At 60.7% G+C, this 17,462-nt stretch carries 19 protein-coding genes; 18 read left to right on the forward strand and 1 reads right to left on the reverse strand.

The features are described 5' to 3' along the window. Nucleotides 1–7 precede the first annotated feature (7 nt). The 17 genes from atpB (at nucleotide 8) to ACOCLD_RS03035 (ending at nucleotide 14,588) form a co-directional block, all read left to right on the forward strand. Nucleotides 8–877: a F0F1 ATP synthase subunit A gene (gene atpB, locus ACOCLD_RS02955; protein WP_233683090.1), complete on the forward strand. Its 870-nt coding sequence runs from the start codon at nucleotides 8–10 to the stop codon at nucleotides 875–877. 115 nt (nucleotides 878–992) lie between these two features. Next, nucleotides 993–1,250, forward strand: coding sequence for a F0F1 ATP synthase subunit C (gene atpE / locus ACOCLD_RS02960; protein WP_003097235.1), 258 nt, complete (start codon nucleotides 993–995; stop codon nucleotides 1,248–1,250). Nucleotides 1,251–1,306: 56 nt separating this feature from the next. Further along, complete coding sequence (locus ACOCLD_RS02965) at nucleotides 1,307–1,777, forward strand: F0F1 ATP synthase subunit B (protein ID WP_108486385.1); 471 nt, start codon at nucleotides 1,307–1,309, stop codon at nucleotides 1,775–1,777. A 15-nt stretch (nucleotides 1,778–1,792) separates the two neighbouring features. Continuing rightward, a complete protein-coding gene (locus ACOCLD_RS02970; RefSeq protein ID WP_233683092.1) occupies nucleotides 1,793–2,329 on the forward strand; it encodes a F0F1 ATP synthase subunit delta in 537 nt (178 codons plus the stop codon). Nucleotides 2,330–2,350: 21 nt separating this feature from the next. After that, nucleotides 2,351–3,895, forward strand: a complete 1,545-nt coding sequence (gene atpA / locus ACOCLD_RS02975) for a F0F1 ATP synthase subunit alpha (RefSeq protein ID WP_257776421.1) — start codon at nucleotides 2,351–2,353, stop codon at nucleotides 3,893–3,895. Between the two features lie 50 nt (nucleotides 3,896–3,945). Next, nucleotides 3,946–4,806, forward strand: coding sequence for a F0F1 ATP synthase subunit gamma (gene atpG / locus ACOCLD_RS02980; RefSeq protein WP_160013934.1), 861 nt, complete (start codon nucleotides 3,946–3,948; stop codon nucleotides 4,804–4,806). 30 nt (nucleotides 4,807–4,836) lie between these two features. Further along, entirely contained in the window at nucleotides 4,837–6,213 is a 1,377-nt protein-coding gene (gene atpD / locus ACOCLD_RS02985) for a F0F1 ATP synthase subunit beta (RefSeq protein WP_160013933.1), read from the forward strand. 83 nt (nucleotides 6,214–6,296) lie between these two features. After that, nucleotides 6,297–6,722 (forward strand): F0F1 ATP synthase subunit epsilon, encoded by a 426-nt coding sequence (locus ACOCLD_RS02990; protein ID WP_160013932.1) that lies wholly within the window; start codon nucleotides 6,297–6,299, stop codon nucleotides 6,720–6,722. Between the two features lie 130 nt (nucleotides 6,723–6,852). Next, nucleotides 6,853–8,214, forward strand: coding sequence for a bifunctional UDP-N-acetylglucosamine diphosphorylase/glucosamine-1-phosphate N-acetyltransferase GlmU (gene glmU, locus ACOCLD_RS02995; RefSeq protein WP_422910789.1), 1,362 nt, complete (start codon nucleotides 6,853–6,855; stop codon nucleotides 8,212–8,214). Nucleotides 8,215–8,228: 14 nt separating this feature from the next. Beyond that, a complete protein-coding gene (locus ACOCLD_RS03000) occupies nucleotides 8,229–8,738 on the forward strand; it encodes a M23 family metallopeptidase (RefSeq protein WP_422910790.1) in 510 nt (169 codons plus the stop codon). Nucleotides 8,739–8,838: 100 nt separating this feature from the next. Next, entirely contained in the window at nucleotides 8,839–9,606 is a 768-nt protein-coding gene (locus ACOCLD_RS03005; RefSeq protein ID WP_233683097.1) for a DeoR/GlpR family DNA-binding transcription regulator, read from the forward strand. Nucleotides 9,607–9,616: 10 nt separating this feature from the next. Further along, the gene (gene glmS, locus ACOCLD_RS03010; protein ID WP_422910791.1) at nucleotides 9,617–11,467 is read left to right on the forward strand and encodes a glutamine--fructose-6-phosphate transaminase (isomerizing); all 1,851 of its coding nucleotides are present in this window, start codon (nucleotides 9,617–9,619) and stop codon (nucleotides 11,465–11,467) included. 14 nt (nucleotides 11,468–11,481) lie between these two features. Further along, entirely contained in the window at nucleotides 11,482–11,712 is a 231-nt protein-coding gene (locus ACOCLD_RS03015; protein WP_422910792.1) for a hypothetical protein, read from the forward strand. A gap of 235 nt (nucleotides 11,713–11,947) precedes the next feature. Continuing rightward, the gene (locus tag ACOCLD_RS03020) at nucleotides 11,948–12,205 is read left to right on the forward strand and encodes a hypothetical protein (RefSeq protein ID WP_422910793.1); all 258 of its coding nucleotides are present in this window, start codon (nucleotides 11,948–11,950) and stop codon (nucleotides 12,203–12,205) included. Nucleotides 12,206–12,261: 56 nt separating this feature from the next. Continuing rightward, nucleotides 12,262–13,107, forward strand: a complete 846-nt coding sequence (locus tag ACOCLD_RS03025) for a DUF692 domain-containing protein (protein WP_422910794.1) — start codon at nucleotides 12,262–12,264, stop codon at nucleotides 13,105–13,107. After that, entirely contained in the window at nucleotides 13,098–13,892 is a 795-nt protein-coding gene (locus ACOCLD_RS03030; protein WP_422910795.1) for a DNA-binding domain-containing protein, read from the forward strand. Before ACOCLD_RS03025 ends, ACOCLD_RS03030 begins: the two co-directional genes overlap by 10 nt. A 108-nt stretch (nucleotides 13,893–14,000) precedes the next feature. Further along, nucleotides 14,001–14,588 (forward strand): LysE family translocator, encoded by a 588-nt coding sequence (locus ACOCLD_RS03035; protein ID WP_422910796.1) that lies wholly within the window; start codon nucleotides 14,001–14,003, stop codon nucleotides 14,586–14,588. On the opposite strand, the gene ACOCLD_RS03040 is transcribed toward ACOCLD_RS03035, so the two are convergent. After that, on the reverse strand, nucleotides 14,589–15,416 hold the full coding sequence (locus tag ACOCLD_RS03040; protein ID WP_422910797.1) for an AraC family transcriptional regulator: 828 nt from the start codon (nucleotides 15,414–15,416) through the stop codon (nucleotides 14,589–14,591). A gap of 142 nt (nucleotides 15,417–15,558) precedes the next feature. On the opposite strand from ACOCLD_RS03040, the gene ACOCLD_RS03045 reads away from it, so the two are divergent. After that, on the forward strand, nucleotides 15,559–17,313 hold the full coding sequence (locus tag ACOCLD_RS03045) for a sensor histidine kinase (RefSeq protein WP_422910798.1): 1,755 nt from the start codon (nucleotides 15,559–15,561) through the stop codon (nucleotides 17,311–17,313). The last annotated feature ends 149 nt before the right edge of the window (nucleotides 17,314–17,462 follow it).

The following is a 17,462-nucleotide window of genomic DNA, read 5'->3' on the forward strand; positions in this document are numbered from 1 at the left end:
GGGATATATGGCAGCAGCAGAAACCGCTTCGGGTTATATCCAGCACCACTTGACCAACCTGACCTACGGTCAGCACCCGGTCAACGGCTGGAGTTTTGCCCACACCGCTAAAGAAGCTCAGGAAATGGGCTTCTGGGCATTTCACGTAGACACCCTGGCCGTCTCTGTCGTGCTGGGCCTGATCTTTATTCTGCTGTTCCGTGCCGCTGCCAAGCGCGCCACTTCCGGGCAACCGGGCAAGCTGCAGAACTTTGTTGAAGTGCTGGTTGAGTTCGTTGACGGCAGCGTCAAAGACACCTTCCACGGCCGCAACGCCCTGATCGCTCCGTTGGCTCTGACCATCTTCGTCTGGGTCTTCCTGATGAACTTCATGGACCTGGTACCGGTGGACTGGTTGCCGATGCTGGCTGCCAAACTGGCTGGTGATCCGCACCTGTACTTCCGCGTCGTGCCGACCACTGACCCGAACGCCACCCTGGGCCTGGCCCTGTCGGTATTCGCCCTGATCCTGTACTACAGCATCAAGGTCAAAGGCATTGGCGGTTTCATCGGCGAGCTGACCCTGCACCCGTTCGGCAGCAAGAACATCGTGGTTCAGGCGCTGCTGATTCCGGTCAACTTCCTGCTTGAGTTCGTCACCCTGATCGCCAAGCCGATTTCTCTGGCACTGCGACTGTTCGGCAACCTGTATGCCGGCGAGCTGATCTTCATCCTCATCGCGATCATGTTCGGCGGCGGTCTGCTGCTCGGCGCGCTGGGTGTTGCCCTGCAGTGGGCGTGGGCGGTGTTCCACATCCTGATCATCGTGCTGCAGGCGTTCATCTTCATGATGCTGACCATCGTCTACCTGTCGATGGCGCACGAAGACAACCACTAAGAGCGCTTAGGCGCTCGCAGTGGACGCCCGCAAGGGCAACCAGAAGTACCGATTTGCTTTACTGCTTTACCTTAGAAAACCTTAACCAATACGACATAAAAAGTCGGGAGGAAAGATGGAAACTGTAGTTGGTCTGACCGCTATCGCTGTTGCACTGCTGATTGGCCTGGGTGCCCTGGGTACCGCCATTGGTTTCGGCCTGCTGGGCGGCAAGTTCCTGGAAGGCGCTGCGCGTCAGCCGGAAATGGTTCCGATGCTGCAAGTGAAAATGTTCATCGTCGCTGGTCTGCTCGACGCCGTGACCATGATCGGTGTTGGTATCGCACTGTTCTTCACCTTCGCGAACCCCTTCGTTGGTCAAATCGCAGGCTAATCCACTCGTTTTCGAGTGAATTGGTTTGATGGACAACGAACGAGCGAGGTGTTGGCGTGAACATTAATGCAACCCTGATTGGCCAGTCCGTTGCCTTCTTCATCTTCGTGCTGTTCTGCATGAAGTACGTGTGGCCTCCGGTCATTACGGCTTTGCAAGAACGTCAGAAGAAGATCGCAGATGGCCTGGATGCTGCTAGCCGTGCGGCTCGTGACCTGGAGTTGGCCCAAGAGAAAGTGGGTCAGCAACTGCGCGAAGCCAAAAGCCAGGCAGCCGAGATCATTGAGCAAGCCAAGAAACGCGGTACCCAGATCGTCGACGAAGCCCGTGAACAGGCCCGCGTCGAAGCTGACCGTGTGAAGGCTCAGGCTCAGGCCGAGATCGAGCAGGAAATCAACGGTGTCAAAGACGCGCTGCGTGCCCAACTGGGTAGCCTGGCCGTTAGCGGTGCCGAGAAGATCCTGGGCGCATCTATCGACCAAAACGCGCATGCGGAGCTGGTTTCCAAACTGGCAGCCGAAATTTAAGCGAGGGGCGCGATCATGGCAGAACTGACCACGCTGGCCCGACCTTACGCTAAGGCTGCTTTCGAGTACGCCCAGGCCCACCAGCAACTGGCCAATTGGTCAGCCATGCTCGGCCTGGCTGCAGCGGTGTCGCAAGACGACACCATGCAGCGCGTGCTCAAGGCTCCGCGTTTGACGTGTACAGACAAGGCCACCACCTTTGTCGAGGTGTGTGGTGACAAGTTCGACGCCCAGGTACGCAATTTCATTCATATCGTCGCTGAAAACGATCGTCTGGCCCTGTTGCCACAGATCGTTGAGCTGTTCGAGCTGTACAAGGCCGAGCAGGAGAAGTCGATCGATGTGGACGTTACCAGTGCCTTCGCATTGAGCGATGAACAGCAAGACAAACTCGCCAAGGTTCTCAGTGCACGGCTCGGCCGAGAAGTGCGTCTGCACGCCGCGGAAGATGCCACCCTCATCGGTGGTGTTGTGATCCGCGCCGGCGACCTGGTTATCGATGGCTCAGTTCGCGGCAAAATCGCGAAGCTGGCCGAAGCATTGAAATCTTGAGTTTGAAGGGGCAGCAGAGCTATGCAGCAACTCAATCCTTCCGAAATTAGTGAAATCATCAAGGGGCGTATCGAGAAACTCGATGTCGCCTCTCAAGCCCGTAACGAAGGCACCATCGTGTCCGTCTCCGACGGTATCGTGCGCATTCACGGTCTCGCCGATGTGATGTACGGCGAAATGATCGAGTTCCCGGGCAGTGTCTACGGTATGGCACTGAACCTGGAGCAAGACTCCGTGGGTGCCGTAGTGCTGGGTGCTTATACCACCCTCGCCGAAGGCATGAGCGCCAAGTGCACCGGCCGCATCCTCGAAGTTCCGGTTGGTCCGGAACTGCTGGGCCGCGTCGTTGACGCACTGGGCAACCCAATTGACGGCAAAGGCCCGCTGAACAACGTCGCTACCGACGCTGTTGAAAAGGTTGCGCCGGGCGTGATCTGGCGTAAGTCGGTCGACCAGCCGGTACAGACCGGTTACAAGTCGGTTGACGCCATGATCCCGGTTGGCCGTGGCCAGCGTGAGCTGATCATCGGTGACCGTCAGATCGGTAAAACCGCTCTGGCCATCGACGCCATCATCAACCAGAAAAACAGCGGCATTAAGTGCGTTTACGTAGCTGTTGGTCAGAAGCAATCGACCATCGCCAACGTGGTACGCAAGCTGGAAGAAAACGGCGCGCTGGCTAACACCATCGTTGTCGCGGCTTCCGCTTCCGAATCCGCTGCACTGCAGTTCATTGCACCGTACGCCGGTTGCACCATGGGCGAATACTTCCGCGACCGCGGTGAAGACGCGCTGATCGTTTATGACGATCTGTCCAAGCAAGCAGTGGCCTACCGCCAGATTTCCCTGCTGCTGCGCCGTCCGCCAGGCCGTGAAGCCTACCCGGGCGACGTGTTCTATCTCCACAGCCGTCTGCTGGAGCGCGCTTCCCGCGTTTCCGAAGAGTACGTCGAGAAGTTCACCAATGGCGCTGTGACTGGCAAAACCGGTTCCCTGACCGCTCTGCCGATCATCGAAACCCAAGCTGGCGACGTTTCCGCGTTCGTTCCGACCAACGTGATCTCGATCACCGACGGTCAGATCTTCCTGGAATCGGCCATGTTCAACTCGGGTATCCGTCCTGCGGTCAACGCCGGTATTTCGGTATCCCGCGTGGGTGGTGCTGCACAGACCAAGATCATCAAGAAGCTCTCCGGTGGTATCCGTACCGCTCTGGCTCAGTACCGTGAACTGGCAGCATTCGCCCAGTTCGCTTCTGACCTGGACGAAGCCACCCGTAAGCAGCTTGAGCACGGTCAGCGCGTTACCGAGCTGATGAAGCAGAAGCAATATGCGCCGATGTCGATCGCTGACATGTCGCTGTCGCTGTATGCCGCCGAGCGTGGTTTCCTGGTCGATATCGAAGTTGCCAAGATTGGTGCATTCGAGCAGGCCCTGATTGCTTACTTCAACCGGGATCACGCCGCATTGATGGCGAAGATCAACGAGAAGGGTGACTTTAACGACGAAATCGACGCTGGCCTGAAAGCCGGTATCGAGAAGTTCAAGGCCACCCAAACCTGGTAAGCCGCAGCGGGGACCGCGAGGTCCCCGCTTGCTAACCCGATAGGTGTCAAATGGCAGGCGCAAAAGAGATTCGCAGCAAGATTGCGAGCATCAAAAGCACGCAGAAGATCACCAGCGCCATGGAAAAGGTGGCGGTCAGCAAAATGCGCAAGGCACAAATGCGCATGGCAGCTAGCCGTCCCTACGCGGAGCGTATCCGCCAGGTTATTGGTCATCTGGCCAACGCCAACCCGGAATACCGTCACCCGTTCATGATCGAGCGCGAAGTCAAGCGTGTAGGTTATGTCGTGGTGAGCTCGGACCGTGGTCTGTGTGGTGGTCTGAACACCAACCTGTTCAAGGCTCTGGTCAAGGACATGGCGAGCAATCGCGAGCAAGGCGTGGAGATCGATCTCTGCGTGGTTGGCAGCAAGGGTGCGGCATTCTTCCGCAACTTTGGTGGCAACATCGTTGCTGCGATCAGCCACCTGGGCGAGGAACCGTCGATCAATGATCTGATCGGTAGCGTCAAGGTAATGCTCGATGCCTACCTCGATGGTCGCATCGATCGTTTGTCCGTGGTCTCGAACAAGTTCATCAATACCATGACGCAAAAGCCGACAGTGGAGCAGTTGATTCCGCTGGTGGCTGATCCGGATCAGGATCTCAAGCATCACTGGGATTACCTGTACGAACCCGACGCCAAACAGCTGCTCGACGGCTTGATGGTGCGTTACGTGGAGTCGCAGGTGTATCAGGCGGTGGTTGAGAACAATGCGGCTGAACAAGCGGCCCGGATGATCGCGATGAAGAACGCCACCGACAACGCTGGCGATCTGATCAAAGACCTGCAGTTGGTTTACAACAAGGCACGTCAGGCAGCGATCACCCAGGAAATTTCGGAAATCGTCGGCGGCGCTGCCGCGGTTTAAGCACGGTTCAAATATTCAGAGGAACCAAAGATGAGTAGCGGACGTATCGTTCAAATCATCGGCGCCGTTATCGACGTGGAATTCCCGCGTGATCAAGTGCCGAGTGTTTATGAAGCGCTGAAAGTAGACGGCGCCGAAACCACCCTGGAAGTTCAGCAACAGCTGGGCGACGGCGTGGTACGTACCATTGCGATGGGTTCGACCGAAGGCCTCAAGCGTGGCCTGAACGTCGGCAGCACTGGCGCAGGTATCCAGGTACCGGTTGGGGTGAAAACCCTGGGCCGTATCATGGACGTGCTGGGCAACCCGATCGACGAAGCTGGCCCGATTGGCGAAGAAGAGCGTTGGGGCATTCACCGTGCCGCACCGACCTACGCCGAGCAAGCTGGCTCCAACGAGCTGCTGGAAACCGGCATCAAGGTTATCGACCTGGTTTGCCCGTTCGCCAAGGGCGGTAAAGTCGGTCTGTTCGGTGGTGCCGGTGTAGGCAAAACCGTAAACATGATGGAACTGATCCGTAACATCGCCATCGAGCACAGCGGTTATTCCGTGTTCGCCGGTGTGGGTGAGCGTACTCGTGAGGGTAACGACTTCTACCACGAGATGAAGGACTCCAACGTTCTCGACAAGGTAGCCCTGGTTTACGGTCAGATGAACGAGCCACCAGGCAACCGTCTGCGCGTAGCACTGACTGGCCTGACCATGGCCGAGAAGTTCCGTGACGAAGGCCGTGATGTTCTGTTCTTCGTGGACAACATCTACCGTTACACCCTGGCCGGTACCGAAGTATCCGCACTGCTGGGCCGTATGCCTTCCGCGGTGGGTTACCAGCCGACCCTGGCCGAAGAAATGGGCGTTCTGCAAGAGCGTATTACTTCGACCAAGACCGGTTCGATCACCTCTATCCAGGCCGTATACGTACCTGCGGACGACCTGACCGACCCAAGCCCGGCGACCACCTTCGCCCACTTGGACGCCACCGTTGTACTGTCCCGTGACATCGCTTCCCTGGGTATCTACCCAGCGGTCGATCCACTCGACTCGACGTCGCGCCAGCTGGACCCGATGGTTATCGGCCAGGAGCACTACGACACCGCTCGCGGCGTGCAGTACGTACTGCAGCGCTACAAAGAGCTGAAGGACATCATCGCGATTCTGGGTATGGACGAACTGTCCGAAGCAGACAAGCAACTGGTATCCCGTGCTCGTAAGATCCAGCGCTTCCTGTCCCAGCCGTTCTTCGTGGCCGAAGTCTTCACCGGTTCGCCAGGCAAGTACGTTTCCCTGAAGGACACCATTGCCGGCTTCAGCGGCATTCTGAAAGGTGACTACGATCACCTGCCAGAGCAGGCGTTCTACATGGTTGGCAGCATCGAAGAAGCTGTCGAGAAAGCGAAGAAACTGTAATCACCCGTGCGCCCGGCAACGGGCGCTTACGGTCTGCCGATACGCGTAGTAGTGTGTAGGCAGATCGATACGTGAGGTTAGACATGGCTATGACAGTCCATTGCGACATCGTCAGCGCAGAAGGCGAGATCTTCTCCGGTCTGGTCGAGATGGTGATTGCGCACGGTAACCTGGGTGATCTCGGTATCGCTCCAGGCCACGCGCCGCTGATCACCGACCTCAAACCGGGTCCGATTCGTCTGGTCAAGCTGGGTGGCGAAGCCGAGGTGTTCTACATCTCCGGCGGCTTCCTCGAAGTTCAGCCGAGTGTGGTGAAAGTTCTCGCCGATACCGTGCAGCGTGCTGCCGATATCGATGAAGCTGCTGCTCAGGAAGCCCTCCGGGCTGCCGAGAAAGCCTTGAATGAGAAAGGCGCGGAGTTCGACTACGGTTCCGCTGCTGCTCACCTGGCCGAGGTCGCGGCTCAGCTGCGTACCGTTCAGCAGTTGCGCAAGAAGTTCGGCGGTTAATTCCGGCGCTTCATCGCAAACGAGTAAAAGGGTAGCCTTGGCTACCCTTTTTCTTTGCCTGCTGTTTTTACCTTTTCAGTGGGTCGGGCTAGGGATTTAGCCCGCCTTCGTCTGCCTGGAATCTGCTCTTATGTCGCTCGATATCGTTATCCTCGCCGCCGGCCAAGGCACCCGTATGCGTTCCGCCTTGCCGAAAGTCCTGCACCCGGTTGCCGGCAAATCCATGCTTGGTCATGTGATCGACACCGCCCGTCTGCTGAAACCGCAAGGCATTCATGTGGTGATTGGTCATGGCGCGGAGCGGGTGCGTGAGCAGCTGGCGGCGGATGACCTGAATTTCGTGCTGCAGAGCGAGCAGCTTGGCACTGGTCATGCTGTGGCCCAGGCGTTGCCGGCATTGAGCGCCGAGCGTGTGCTGATCCTTTACGGCGATGTGCCGCTGATCGAAGTGGAAACCCTGCAGCGTCTGCTGCAACAAGTCAGCGAACAACAGCTTGGTCTGTTGACCGTTAACCTGAACGATCCAACCGGCTATGGCCGTATCGTCCGCGATGAGCAGGGCGTGGTGAAGGCCATCGTCGAGCACAAGGACGCCAGCGCCGAACAACGCCTGATCCGTGAAGGCAATACCGGCATTCTCGCCGTGCCGGGGAAAAAACTCGGCGACTGGCTGGGTCGTCTGTCCAACAGCAACGCCCAGGGCGAGTACTACCTCACCGACGTGATTGCCATGGCCGTGGCCGATGGTCTGGTCGTCGCCACCGAGCAGGCGGCTGACGAGATGGAAGTGCTGGGTGCCAACGACCGCATCCAGCTGTCGCAGCTGGAGCGCCACTATCAATACCGTGCAGCGCGTCGGTTGATGGTGCAGGGCGTGACCCTGATCGATCCGGCGCGTTTCGACCTGCGCGGCGAAGTCACGGTAGGCCGTGATGTGTCGATCGATATCAACGTGATCCTCGAAGGCCAAGTGCTGATCGAAGACGGTGTGCAGATCGGCCCGAATTGCGTGATCAAGAACTCGGTCCTGCGCAAAGGCGCCATCGTCAAAGCCAACAGCCATCTGGAAGGGGCTGAAGTGGGTGAGGGTGCCGATTGCGGTCCATTCGCCCGCCTGCGTCCGGGCTCGGTACTGGGCGCCAAAGCTCATGTGGGTAACTTCGTCGAACTGAAGAACGCCAAAATGGGCGAGGGTGCCAAGGCCGGGCACCTGAGCTACCTGGGCGACGCCGAGATCGGTGCGCGCACCAATATCGGCGCTGGCACCATCACCTGCAATTACGACGGCGCCAACAAGTTCAAGACGGTTCTGGGCGAGGACGTATTTATTGGTTCCAACAGCGCCCTGGTCGCGCCGGTGACGCTGGGTGATCGCGCCACCACCGGTGCCGGCTCGGTGATTACCGGCGATGTGCCGGCCAACACCCTGGCGGTCGGCCGCGCCAAACAGCGCAATATCGAGGGCTGGAAGCGCCCGACCAAGAAGAGCTGATGGAGTTGGCAAGGATGCCGCTACGCAAACGCTGGATAATCCCGGCGCTGTTTCTGGTCTGGGCCGTGCTGCCGGAATGGCCGCAGATTCCGGTGCAGGGCGCTAGTAACCGGGACTGGCATCCGCGCACCTTCTGGTTCGAGCCCTGGGGCCGCTCCGGCGTGCACAAGGGCATCGATATCTTCGCCAAACAGGGCACGCCAGTGTTTTCTGCCAGCTATGGTCTGGTGCTGTTTCGCGGTGAGCTCGCGCAGGGCGGCAAAGTGGTGCTCGCCCTGGGGCCGAAATGGCGCATGCATTATTACGCTCATCTAGACACCATCGACGCTTACCCTGGCCAACCGCTGCTGGCTGGCAGCGTGCTCGGCACGGTGGGCGATACGGGTAACGCGCGAGGAAAACCGGCGCACCTGCATTACTCGATTGTCAGCCTGTTGCCGCTGCCTTGGCGGGCGGACGAATCGACCCAAGGCTGGAAGAAGATGTTCTATCTGGACCCGAACCAGCTTCTGCCAACCCGCTGAAGATAGCTTGGGCCCGCATCGCCAGATGTCGATTCCCGCTTGACGGACAAGCTTCATTAGGTTTTGATTCGCGCCATTATCTTTCGAATCGAAACTTAGCATGTCGAAACGCAACACTCCGCAACGTCGACACACCATTCTTGCCCTGCTCGCCGAGCAAGGTGAGGTGAGTGTGGATGAGTTGTCGAAAGCCTTCGCCACGTCTGAAGTGACCATCCGCAAAGACCTCGCAGCCCTGGAGAAGAACGGCTTGCTGCTGCGCCGCTACGGCGGTGCAGTGCCGATGCCGCAGGAGCTGATCAGCGATATCCAGCCGATCTCCCAGTACAAGCAGGCCATCGCCCGCGCGGGTGTGGCGCGCATTCGTGAACATGCGCGGATCATTATCGACAGTGGCACCACCACCGCAGCGATGATCCCGCAGCTTGGCCACAAACCCGGCCTGGTGGTGATGACCAACTCGATGAACGTGGCGCGTGCCATCAGCGAGCTGGAACACGAGCCGGTGTTGCTGATGACCGGCGGTACCTGGGACCCGCATTCGGAATCCTTCCAGGGCCAGGTCGCCGAGCAGGTGCTGCGTTCGTATGACTTCGACCAGCTGTTTATCGGTGCCGATGGCATCGACCTGACCCGTGGCACCACCACCTTCAATGAACTGCTCGGCCTGAGCCGGGTGATGGCAGAGGTGGCCCGCGAAGTGGTGGTGATGGTCGAGAGCGACAAGATCGGCCGCAAGATTCCCAACCTGGAGCTGCCTTGGAGCAGCATCCATACCCTGATCACTGACGAGCGCCTCAGCCCCGAGGCTCGTGAACAATTAACCGAGCGCGGCATCAAGCTGATCTGCGCGGCTGTTGAAGCTTAAGGAGAAGATTATGTGTGGCATCGTAGGCGCAGTCGCTGAACGTAATATCACCGCCGTGTTGGTTGAAGGCCTCAAGCGCCTGGAATACCGCGGCTATGACAGTGCCGGTGTGGCGCTGCTGACCGAGCAGGGCGATCTCGATCGCCGCCGTCGTGTCGGCAAGGTCAGCGAGTTGGAAAGCGCGCTGAGCACTGAACCACTGGCCGGTCGCTTAGGAATAGCCCACACCCGCTGGGCTACCCACGGTGCGCCAAGTGAGCGCAATGCCCACCCGCACTTCTCCGGCCATGACCTGGCGGTGGTGCACAACGGCATTATCGAGAACCACGAAGAACTGCGCACGGAGCTCAAGGGCCTGGGCTACGTGTTCAGCTCCGACACCGACACCGAAGTGATCGTGCACCTGCTCGACCACATCCTCAAAACGCAGGCGGACCTGACGGCCGCGCTGAAACAGGCGGTCAAGCAACTGCACGGTGCCTACGGCCTGGCGGTAATCAGCAGCAAGCAGCCGGATCGCCTGGTCGCCGCGCGCAGTGGCAGCCCACTGGTGATCGGCCTGGGTCTGGGCGAAAACTTCCTTGCCTCCGATCAGCTGGCCTTGAGGCAAGTGACTGATCGCTTTATGTACCTGGAAGAAGGCGATATCGCCGAGATCCAGCGCGACAGCGTGCAGATCTGGGATGCCGCCGGCCAGTCGGTGACGCGTGAGAGCGTGCAGTACCACGAAGGTGCCGAGGCCGCCGACAAGGGCGAGTACCGCCACTTTATGCTCAAGGAAATCCATGAGCAGCCCAAGGTCGTGCAACGCACCCTGGAAAGCCGCCTGGGTTCCGACCACGTTCTGGTTCAGTCTTTCGGCCCGCAGGCTGCCGAGCTGTTCGCCAAGGTGCGCAACGTACAGATCGTTGCCTGCGGCACCAGTTACCACGCCGGCATGGTCGCCCGTTACTGGCTGGAAGGTCTGGCTGGCATCCCTTGCCAGATCGAAGTAGCCAGCGAGTTCCGCTACCGCAAGGTGGTGGTACAGCCAGACACCCTGTTTGTCAGCATCTCCCAGTCCGGCGAAACCGCCGACACCCTGGCCGCACTGCGCAACGCTAAGGAGCATGCACCTGAGAAAGGCGGTTACCTGGCCAGCTTGGCGATCTGCAACGTTGGCATCAGCTCGCTGGTGCGCGAATCCGACCTGACCCTGCTGACCCAGGCCGGCCCGGAAATCGGCGTGGCCTCGACCAAGGCCTTTACCACCCAACTGGTGGCATTGATGCTGCTGACCCTGGCCCTCGGGCAGGTGCGTGGCACCCTGGATAAAGCCCTGCAAGCCGAGCTGGTAGAAGAGCTGCGCCGCCTGCCGACCCGCCTGGGCGAAGCCCTGGCCATGGACAGCGTGGTGGAGAAAGTCTCCGAGCTGTTTGCCGAGAAGCACCACAGCCTGTTCCTCGGCCGCGGCGCGCAGTACCCGGTGGCGATGGAAGGCGCGCTCAAACTCAAGGAAATCTCCTATATCCACGCCGAAGCCTATCCGGCTGGCGAGCTCAAGCACGGCCCATTGGCGCTGGTGGACAGCGACATGCCGGTGGTCACCGTGGCGCCGAACAACGAGCTGCTGGAAAAGCTCAAATCCAACCTGCAGGAAGTGCGCGCCCGTGGCGGCGAGCTGGTGGTGTTTGCCGATCAGCAGGCCGGCATGAGCAATGGCGAGGGCACCCACGTGGTGAACATGCCGCATATCCACGACGCCCTCGCGCCGATCCTCTACACCATTCCGCTGCAGCTGCTGTCCTACTACGTCGCCGTGCTCAAGGGCACCGACGTTGACCAGCCGCGCAACCTGGCCAAGAGCGTAACGGTTGAGTAAGCAGGCACCAGCTGATGCGTCGTGAAGACATAAGGAGCAAGCAGGCCCAGGGCTTGCTCCTGGATATCCATGTCATCGCCAACCCGTCTAACACCCGGGAGTGGATCGTGCTGTTGAAGAAAGGCGCGGGCACCAGCTTTTTTCTGGTCGATGACCAGGAGCAGGTGGAGTCCTTCGCCGACCTCAATAGCCTGATCGAAGAGCTGCGGCTTCTCGGTATCAAAGGTGCAGAGATCCATCTCTAGGTGTTGCTAGTCGTTTGCTGATCTAAGCAGACGGCGCTGCCTAGGTGGACTCCCCTGCTTGCCTATTAACATCCCCCGCGATTGCAGGGGTACATTCGTGCTTCTATAGCAGCGCTGAACGGCTGAAGTTTTTTTCAGCGCCGCTGTAACGCCTGCTTGTCTCGTCGCTCTAGTTGAATGCCGGCACACAAACCCTTTTTCGTCCGGCTCACCCAGATCACCCGAGGATACGCACATGACCATGAAATCCACCGCTGCTACTGGTGCCGCCATCGCCTTCGCTGCTGCTGCCATGTTCGCCGGCATGTCCGGCACTGTCGTTGCGGCTGAAGAAGCCAAAGTACATTGCTACGGCGTCACGTCCTGCAAAGGCCAGAATGACTGCAAGACCGCTGAAAACAGCTGCAAAGGCCAGGGTGCTTGCAAAGGTCACGGCTTCAAGTCGATGACCCTCGCTGAGTGCAATGCCGCCAAAGGTACTGTCGGCGAGTAAGTGAGCCGGGGCGGCCGCCGTGCGGTTGCCCCGCATCACCCTGCAAGGAGCCAGCGATGAATGCTCAACGCGGCAATCTGGGTTTCGGCCTGGGCCTGCGCAGCACCTATTACCAAGCCATTCTCGAACAACGGCCGGCGATCGACTGGTTCGAGATCGTCTCGGAAAATTACCTGGTAGCGGGCGGCAAGGCCCTCTACTTTCTCGATGCCATCGGCGAGCAATACCCGCTGGTGATGCATGGCGTGTCGCTGTCGATTGGCGGCCCGCATGAGTTGGACCGCGACTACCTGCGTCAGCTCAAACACCTCGCCGCGCGCGTGCAGCCAGCATGGATCTCCGATCACCTGTGCTGGAGCCGGGGCAATGCCCACCAGCTGCACGACCTGCTGCCGCTACCTTATACCGAGGAGAGCCTGCAGCATGTGGCCGCACGGGTGCGTCAGGTGCAGGACGTGATCGAACGGCCGCTGGTGCTGGAAAACGTCTCCAGCTATTTGCGCTGCGCCGATGATCAGTTCAGCGAATGGCAGTTTCTCGCCGCGCTCAGCGAACTGAGCGGCTGCGAGCTGTTGCTGGACGTCAACAATGTCTACGTCAGCGCGCGCAACCACGGCTTCGATGCCTGGACCTTTATCAGCAGCTTGCCCAAGCAGCGTATCCGTCAGTTGCACCTGGCCGGCCACAGCGACTACGGCAGCTACCTGATCGACACCCATGATCAGCCGGTCAGTGATCCGGTCTGGCAGCTTTATCAACGCACCCTGCAGCACCTCGGGCCGGTGTCCACGCTGCTGGAGCGCGACGACCATTTTCCCGACCTGGATGTGTTGCTCGACGAGTTGAACACTGCCCGCCGGTTTGCCGCCCAGGCGCTGCAAGGCACGCCGCAATGCGCCTGAGTGACTGGCAGGCGCAGGTGCAGGCCTACCTGCAGGGCCCCGCTGCCCAGCCCAGCCCGGCGCTGCACGCCAGTCTGCTGGGCAGCGCGGCGCTGAGTGCCGAACAGGGCCTGGCGATTTACCACAACGCCTACCGCGCGCGTCTGCTGGAAGCGTTACGGGGTGATTATCCGGCGGTGCACGGCTGGCTCGGTGATGAGGAATTCGATGCTCTGGCTCTGGCCTATCTCGATGCGCACCCCTCGCAGCATTTCAGCTTGCGCTGGCTCGGTGCGCAGCTGGCTGACTTTATCGACGGCTATCTGGTACCGGCCCAGGCTGCGCCGCTCAGTGAACTAGCGCGGCTGGAATGGGCTTTTACCCTGGCCTTCGATGCGCCGGATGGCCTGCCCCTGAGCCTGACGCAAATGGCCGAACTGCCGGCCGAAGACTGGCCGACCCTGCAGGTTCGCCTGCTGCCGAGCGTGCAGTGGCTGGTTTGTCGGCACAACAGCCTGGCGCTCTGGCGCGCGTGCAAGGAGCAGGGCGATTTCCCCGGTAGTCAGCCGCTGGAGGAGGTGGAGACCTGCGTGATCTGGCGCGATCAGCTGATTACCCGCTATCGCAGTCTGGCGGCCGATGAGGCGGCGGCATTGCAGGGCATGACCGTGCACGGCTGGAGCTTCGCCGAACTGTGCGGCGAGCTGGCGCATCTCGGCGAACAAGCGCCAGCTCAGGCGGTAGGTTGGTTGCGTCAGTGGCTGGCGGATGGGATTTTGCAGCGGGCGAATCACACCCAGCCGTGATGATCTCTGCCCTGTTGGCACATACCCTGACAGGGCATTTTCCTTCAATACAGCGCATTGCGCGGCTGTCAGCCTGACGCTTCCTTTGGTTGTGCTGACAGGTGTGTGATGAATACGCTGTTCTATTCCATGGCGGGTTTTGCCCTCGCTGCTTCGATCTCTCCTGGCCCGGTCAACCTGCTGGCGCTTAGCGCTGGCGCGAGCCATGGGCTGCGCAGCAGCATGCGCCATGTCACCGGGGCGACATTCGGCTTTACCGCGTTGCTGCTGGCCATGGGCCTGGGTTTGCAACAGCTGTTGCAGCAGTGGCCGGCGCTGACGCAATGGGTGGCCTGGTTTGGCGTCGCCTTTCTGCTGTACATGGCCTACGGTCTGGCCCGGGCGGACGGGCAGCTGAGTGGCAACGACGCGCAGCAGCGCCCGTCGCTGTTCAAGGGCGCGCTGATGCAGTGGCTTAACCCCAAGGCCTGGCTGGCCTCGATGGCAGGCATGGGCGCCTATGCGGCAGATGGTGATCTGTGGCGCGTGGGGCAGTTCGCGGCCTTGTATTTCGTGATCTGTTATCTGTCGATCAGTTGCTGGGCGCTGGCCGGGGTTTACCTGCGCCAGTATCTGGAGAATCCGCTGTACCTGCGCCGGTTCAATCGCGTCCTGGCCTTGCTGCTGGTGCTGTCGGCGCTTTATCTGCTGGTCTGATCAGGCGCGGCGATATTGTCCGGGGGTGGCGGCGAGCAGCTGTTTGAAGGTGCGCTGCAAGTGCGCCTGATCGGCAAAGCCGGCGTCCAGCGCCACCTCGGCAATCGACTCGCCACGCTTCAGCCCGGCCTGGGCCACTTGCACGCGGCAGTTGAGCAGGTAGGCATGCGGGGTCATGCCGTAGTGCTGGCGGAAACTGCGAATCAGGTACGAGGGCGACAGCTCGGCGGCGCTGCAGATGTCTTCCAGCTTGAGCGTCTGGGTGCAGTGCGCGCGGATAAATTCTGCGGCCAGGCGAATACGCGGGTTGTCCTCGCGCAGAGGAGCCGGTGCGGGGGCCAGGCGCTGTTGCAGGGTGCTGAAATAGTCGAGCAGGGCGCACTCTTTGCGCAGATGATCGACCGATGCCGCGTTGAGCATGTCGTACAGCTGATTGAGGCCGTTGAACAGTTCAGGGTCGCTGCTGAGGATGGCAGAGAAGGGCTGCAGGGGCTGGTTATGGCTGAAGCCCAGCTGGTGTTGCAGGTCGCCCAGCCAGGTGCTGTCGATGTAGAACATACGATACGACCAGGGCTGCCCATCCACGGGGTTGCAGGCATGCACGTCACCCGGGTTCATCAGCACCAGCGTACCGGCGGCGACCTGCCCGCGCGCCTTTTCATTGAGGTAGGTGCTGCGGCCTTGGGTGATGGTGCCGATCGAAAAACACTCATGGGAATGCTTGGCGTAGCACAGCAGGCGGCCATCGAGGGCTTCGCGCGTTTCCACGAAGGGCAGCGCGGGGTCGCGCCAGAAGCGTGGGGTGGTGGCCTGTTGCTCGGTGCTCATCATGCATACCTGGTTAAATCGGCGTGCCGCCAGCGCTGACTATAGCGGCCGCTGGCACTTGTTCAAACAGTCGAGCGGCTGCGCACTGCGCGGCGCGGTGCTTTGTCTTACCATGCCGGCTCCGCCTTGTTGCGAGCCACGCATGTCTGCCTTTCTGCTGCGTTACCGCGTTGCCCTGATCGTCCTGCTGATTCTGCTCGGCCTGCTGGCGAGCATCTGGCTGGCCGGGCGTTATGCCGAGCAGCGCGCCTGGCAAGAGCGCAGCGTGGAGGCGCGTGGGCAGTTGCAGCTATATGCGCAGTCGATCCACACCCTGGTTGAGCGCTTCCGCTCGGTGCCCGAGGTGCTGGCGCTGGACAGCGATATCAAGTCGCTGCTGCGTGCGCCGACGGACAGCCTGCTGCGCAGCACACTCAACGAGCGCCTGGAGCAGCTCAACAGCGCCGCCGGTTCCAATGTGCTGTATCTGCTTAACGACAAGGGCGAGACCCTGGTGGCCAGCAACTGGCGCGACTGGAGCAGTTTTGTCGGCAACAACTACGCCTTCCGCCCGTATTTTCAGGATGCCGTGCGCCAGTCTTCCGGGCGTTATTTTGCGGTGGGTGTGACCACCGGCATCCCTGGTTATTTCCTCTCCCATGCGGTGCGCGATGACGACGGCACGGTGCTCGGCGTGCTGGTGGTCAAGCTGGAGCTGGAAGAATTACAGCGCGAATGGGCCAGCCAGCCCGGCGTGTTGCTGGTGGCCGACAGCTATTCGGTGGTGATCCTCAGCAACCGCCCGGCCTGGCGTTTTCTCGCCCTCGACAGTTTGAGCGAGCAGGCCCGCGCCGAGCTGGTGGAGGTGCGCAAATACGCCGAACAGGCGCTGCAGCCGCTGCCCAGCACGCTGCGTCGGCAGATCGACAGCGCCAGCCAGTGGCGCCGGGTCGAGGGCCCGGACGGCCCGCGCGACTACCTCTGGCAACGCCAGCCGCTGGATGACGAAGGCTGGACCCTACACCTGCTGCACGAACCGAAAACCCTGGTCGACAGCGTACGCAGCTACCGCCTGGCCGCCGCCGGGGTGTGGATGACCCTGGCGTTTCTGCTGCTTTACCTGGCCCAGCGGCGCAAGACGCAGCGCCTGCAAGCCGGTATTCGTGAGCGCCTGGAGCGTGAGGTGGCGCTGCGCACCGCCGAGTTGCGCGAGGCTCAGGAAGGCCTGGTGCATGCGGCGAAGATGGCGGCGCTGGGGCAGATGTCGGCGGCCATGGCCCATGAAATCAACCAGCCGCTGACCGCCATGCAGATGCAGCTGGGCAGCCTGCGTTTGCTGCTCGACAGCGGTCGGCAGGACGACGTGCGCGAAGGGCTGCAGCGTATCGATGGTCTGCTGCAGCGTATTGCCGGGCTTACCGGCCACCTGAAAACCTTTGCCCGCAAAAGCCCGGCGGGGCTGAGCGAGCACCTGCGCCTGAGCGATGTGCTGGAGCAGGCCCTGCAACTGCTGGCGCCGCGTCTGCGCAGCGAACAGGTGCAGCTGCACAGTGAGATCGACAGCGAGGCGCGGGTGCTGGGCGATGCGATTCGCCTGGAGCAGGTGCTGCTCAACCTGCTGAACAATGCCCTGGATGCCATGGCGGACAGCGTCGTACGGCAACTGCAGATTCGTATCGAGCGTCAGGCCGAGCAGTGCCTGCTGAGCATCGCCGACAGCGGCGGTGGGATCGCCAGCGAGGCGCTGGAGCATGTGTTCGAGCCGTTCTTTACCACCAAGCCAGTGGGCGCCGGCTTGGGCCTCGGGTTGGCGGTGTCCTACGGCATCGTCCGTGAACTGGGCGGCAGCCTCGAGGCGGCCAATGGCGAGCAGGGCGCGGTGTTTACCCTGCGCCTGCCGGCAGCGCCAAATGCGTAGGCTAGATGTCTTGTCGAGAGGCTTTGCTGTTGTAGGAGCGGGCTTGCCCGCGAATCGAGGTCAATTGAGAAACATCGCGGCCAAGGCCGCTCCTACGGTTTTGCAGCGTCCTCTAGTGCTGTTGGCAGCACTTAAGAGGCGCGTAGCCT

The organism is Pseudomonas cimarronensis (genome assembly GCF_049331905.1).
Classification (GTDB): domain Bacteria; phylum Pseudomonadota; class Gammaproteobacteria; order Pseudomonadales; family Pseudomonadaceae; genus Aquipseudomonas.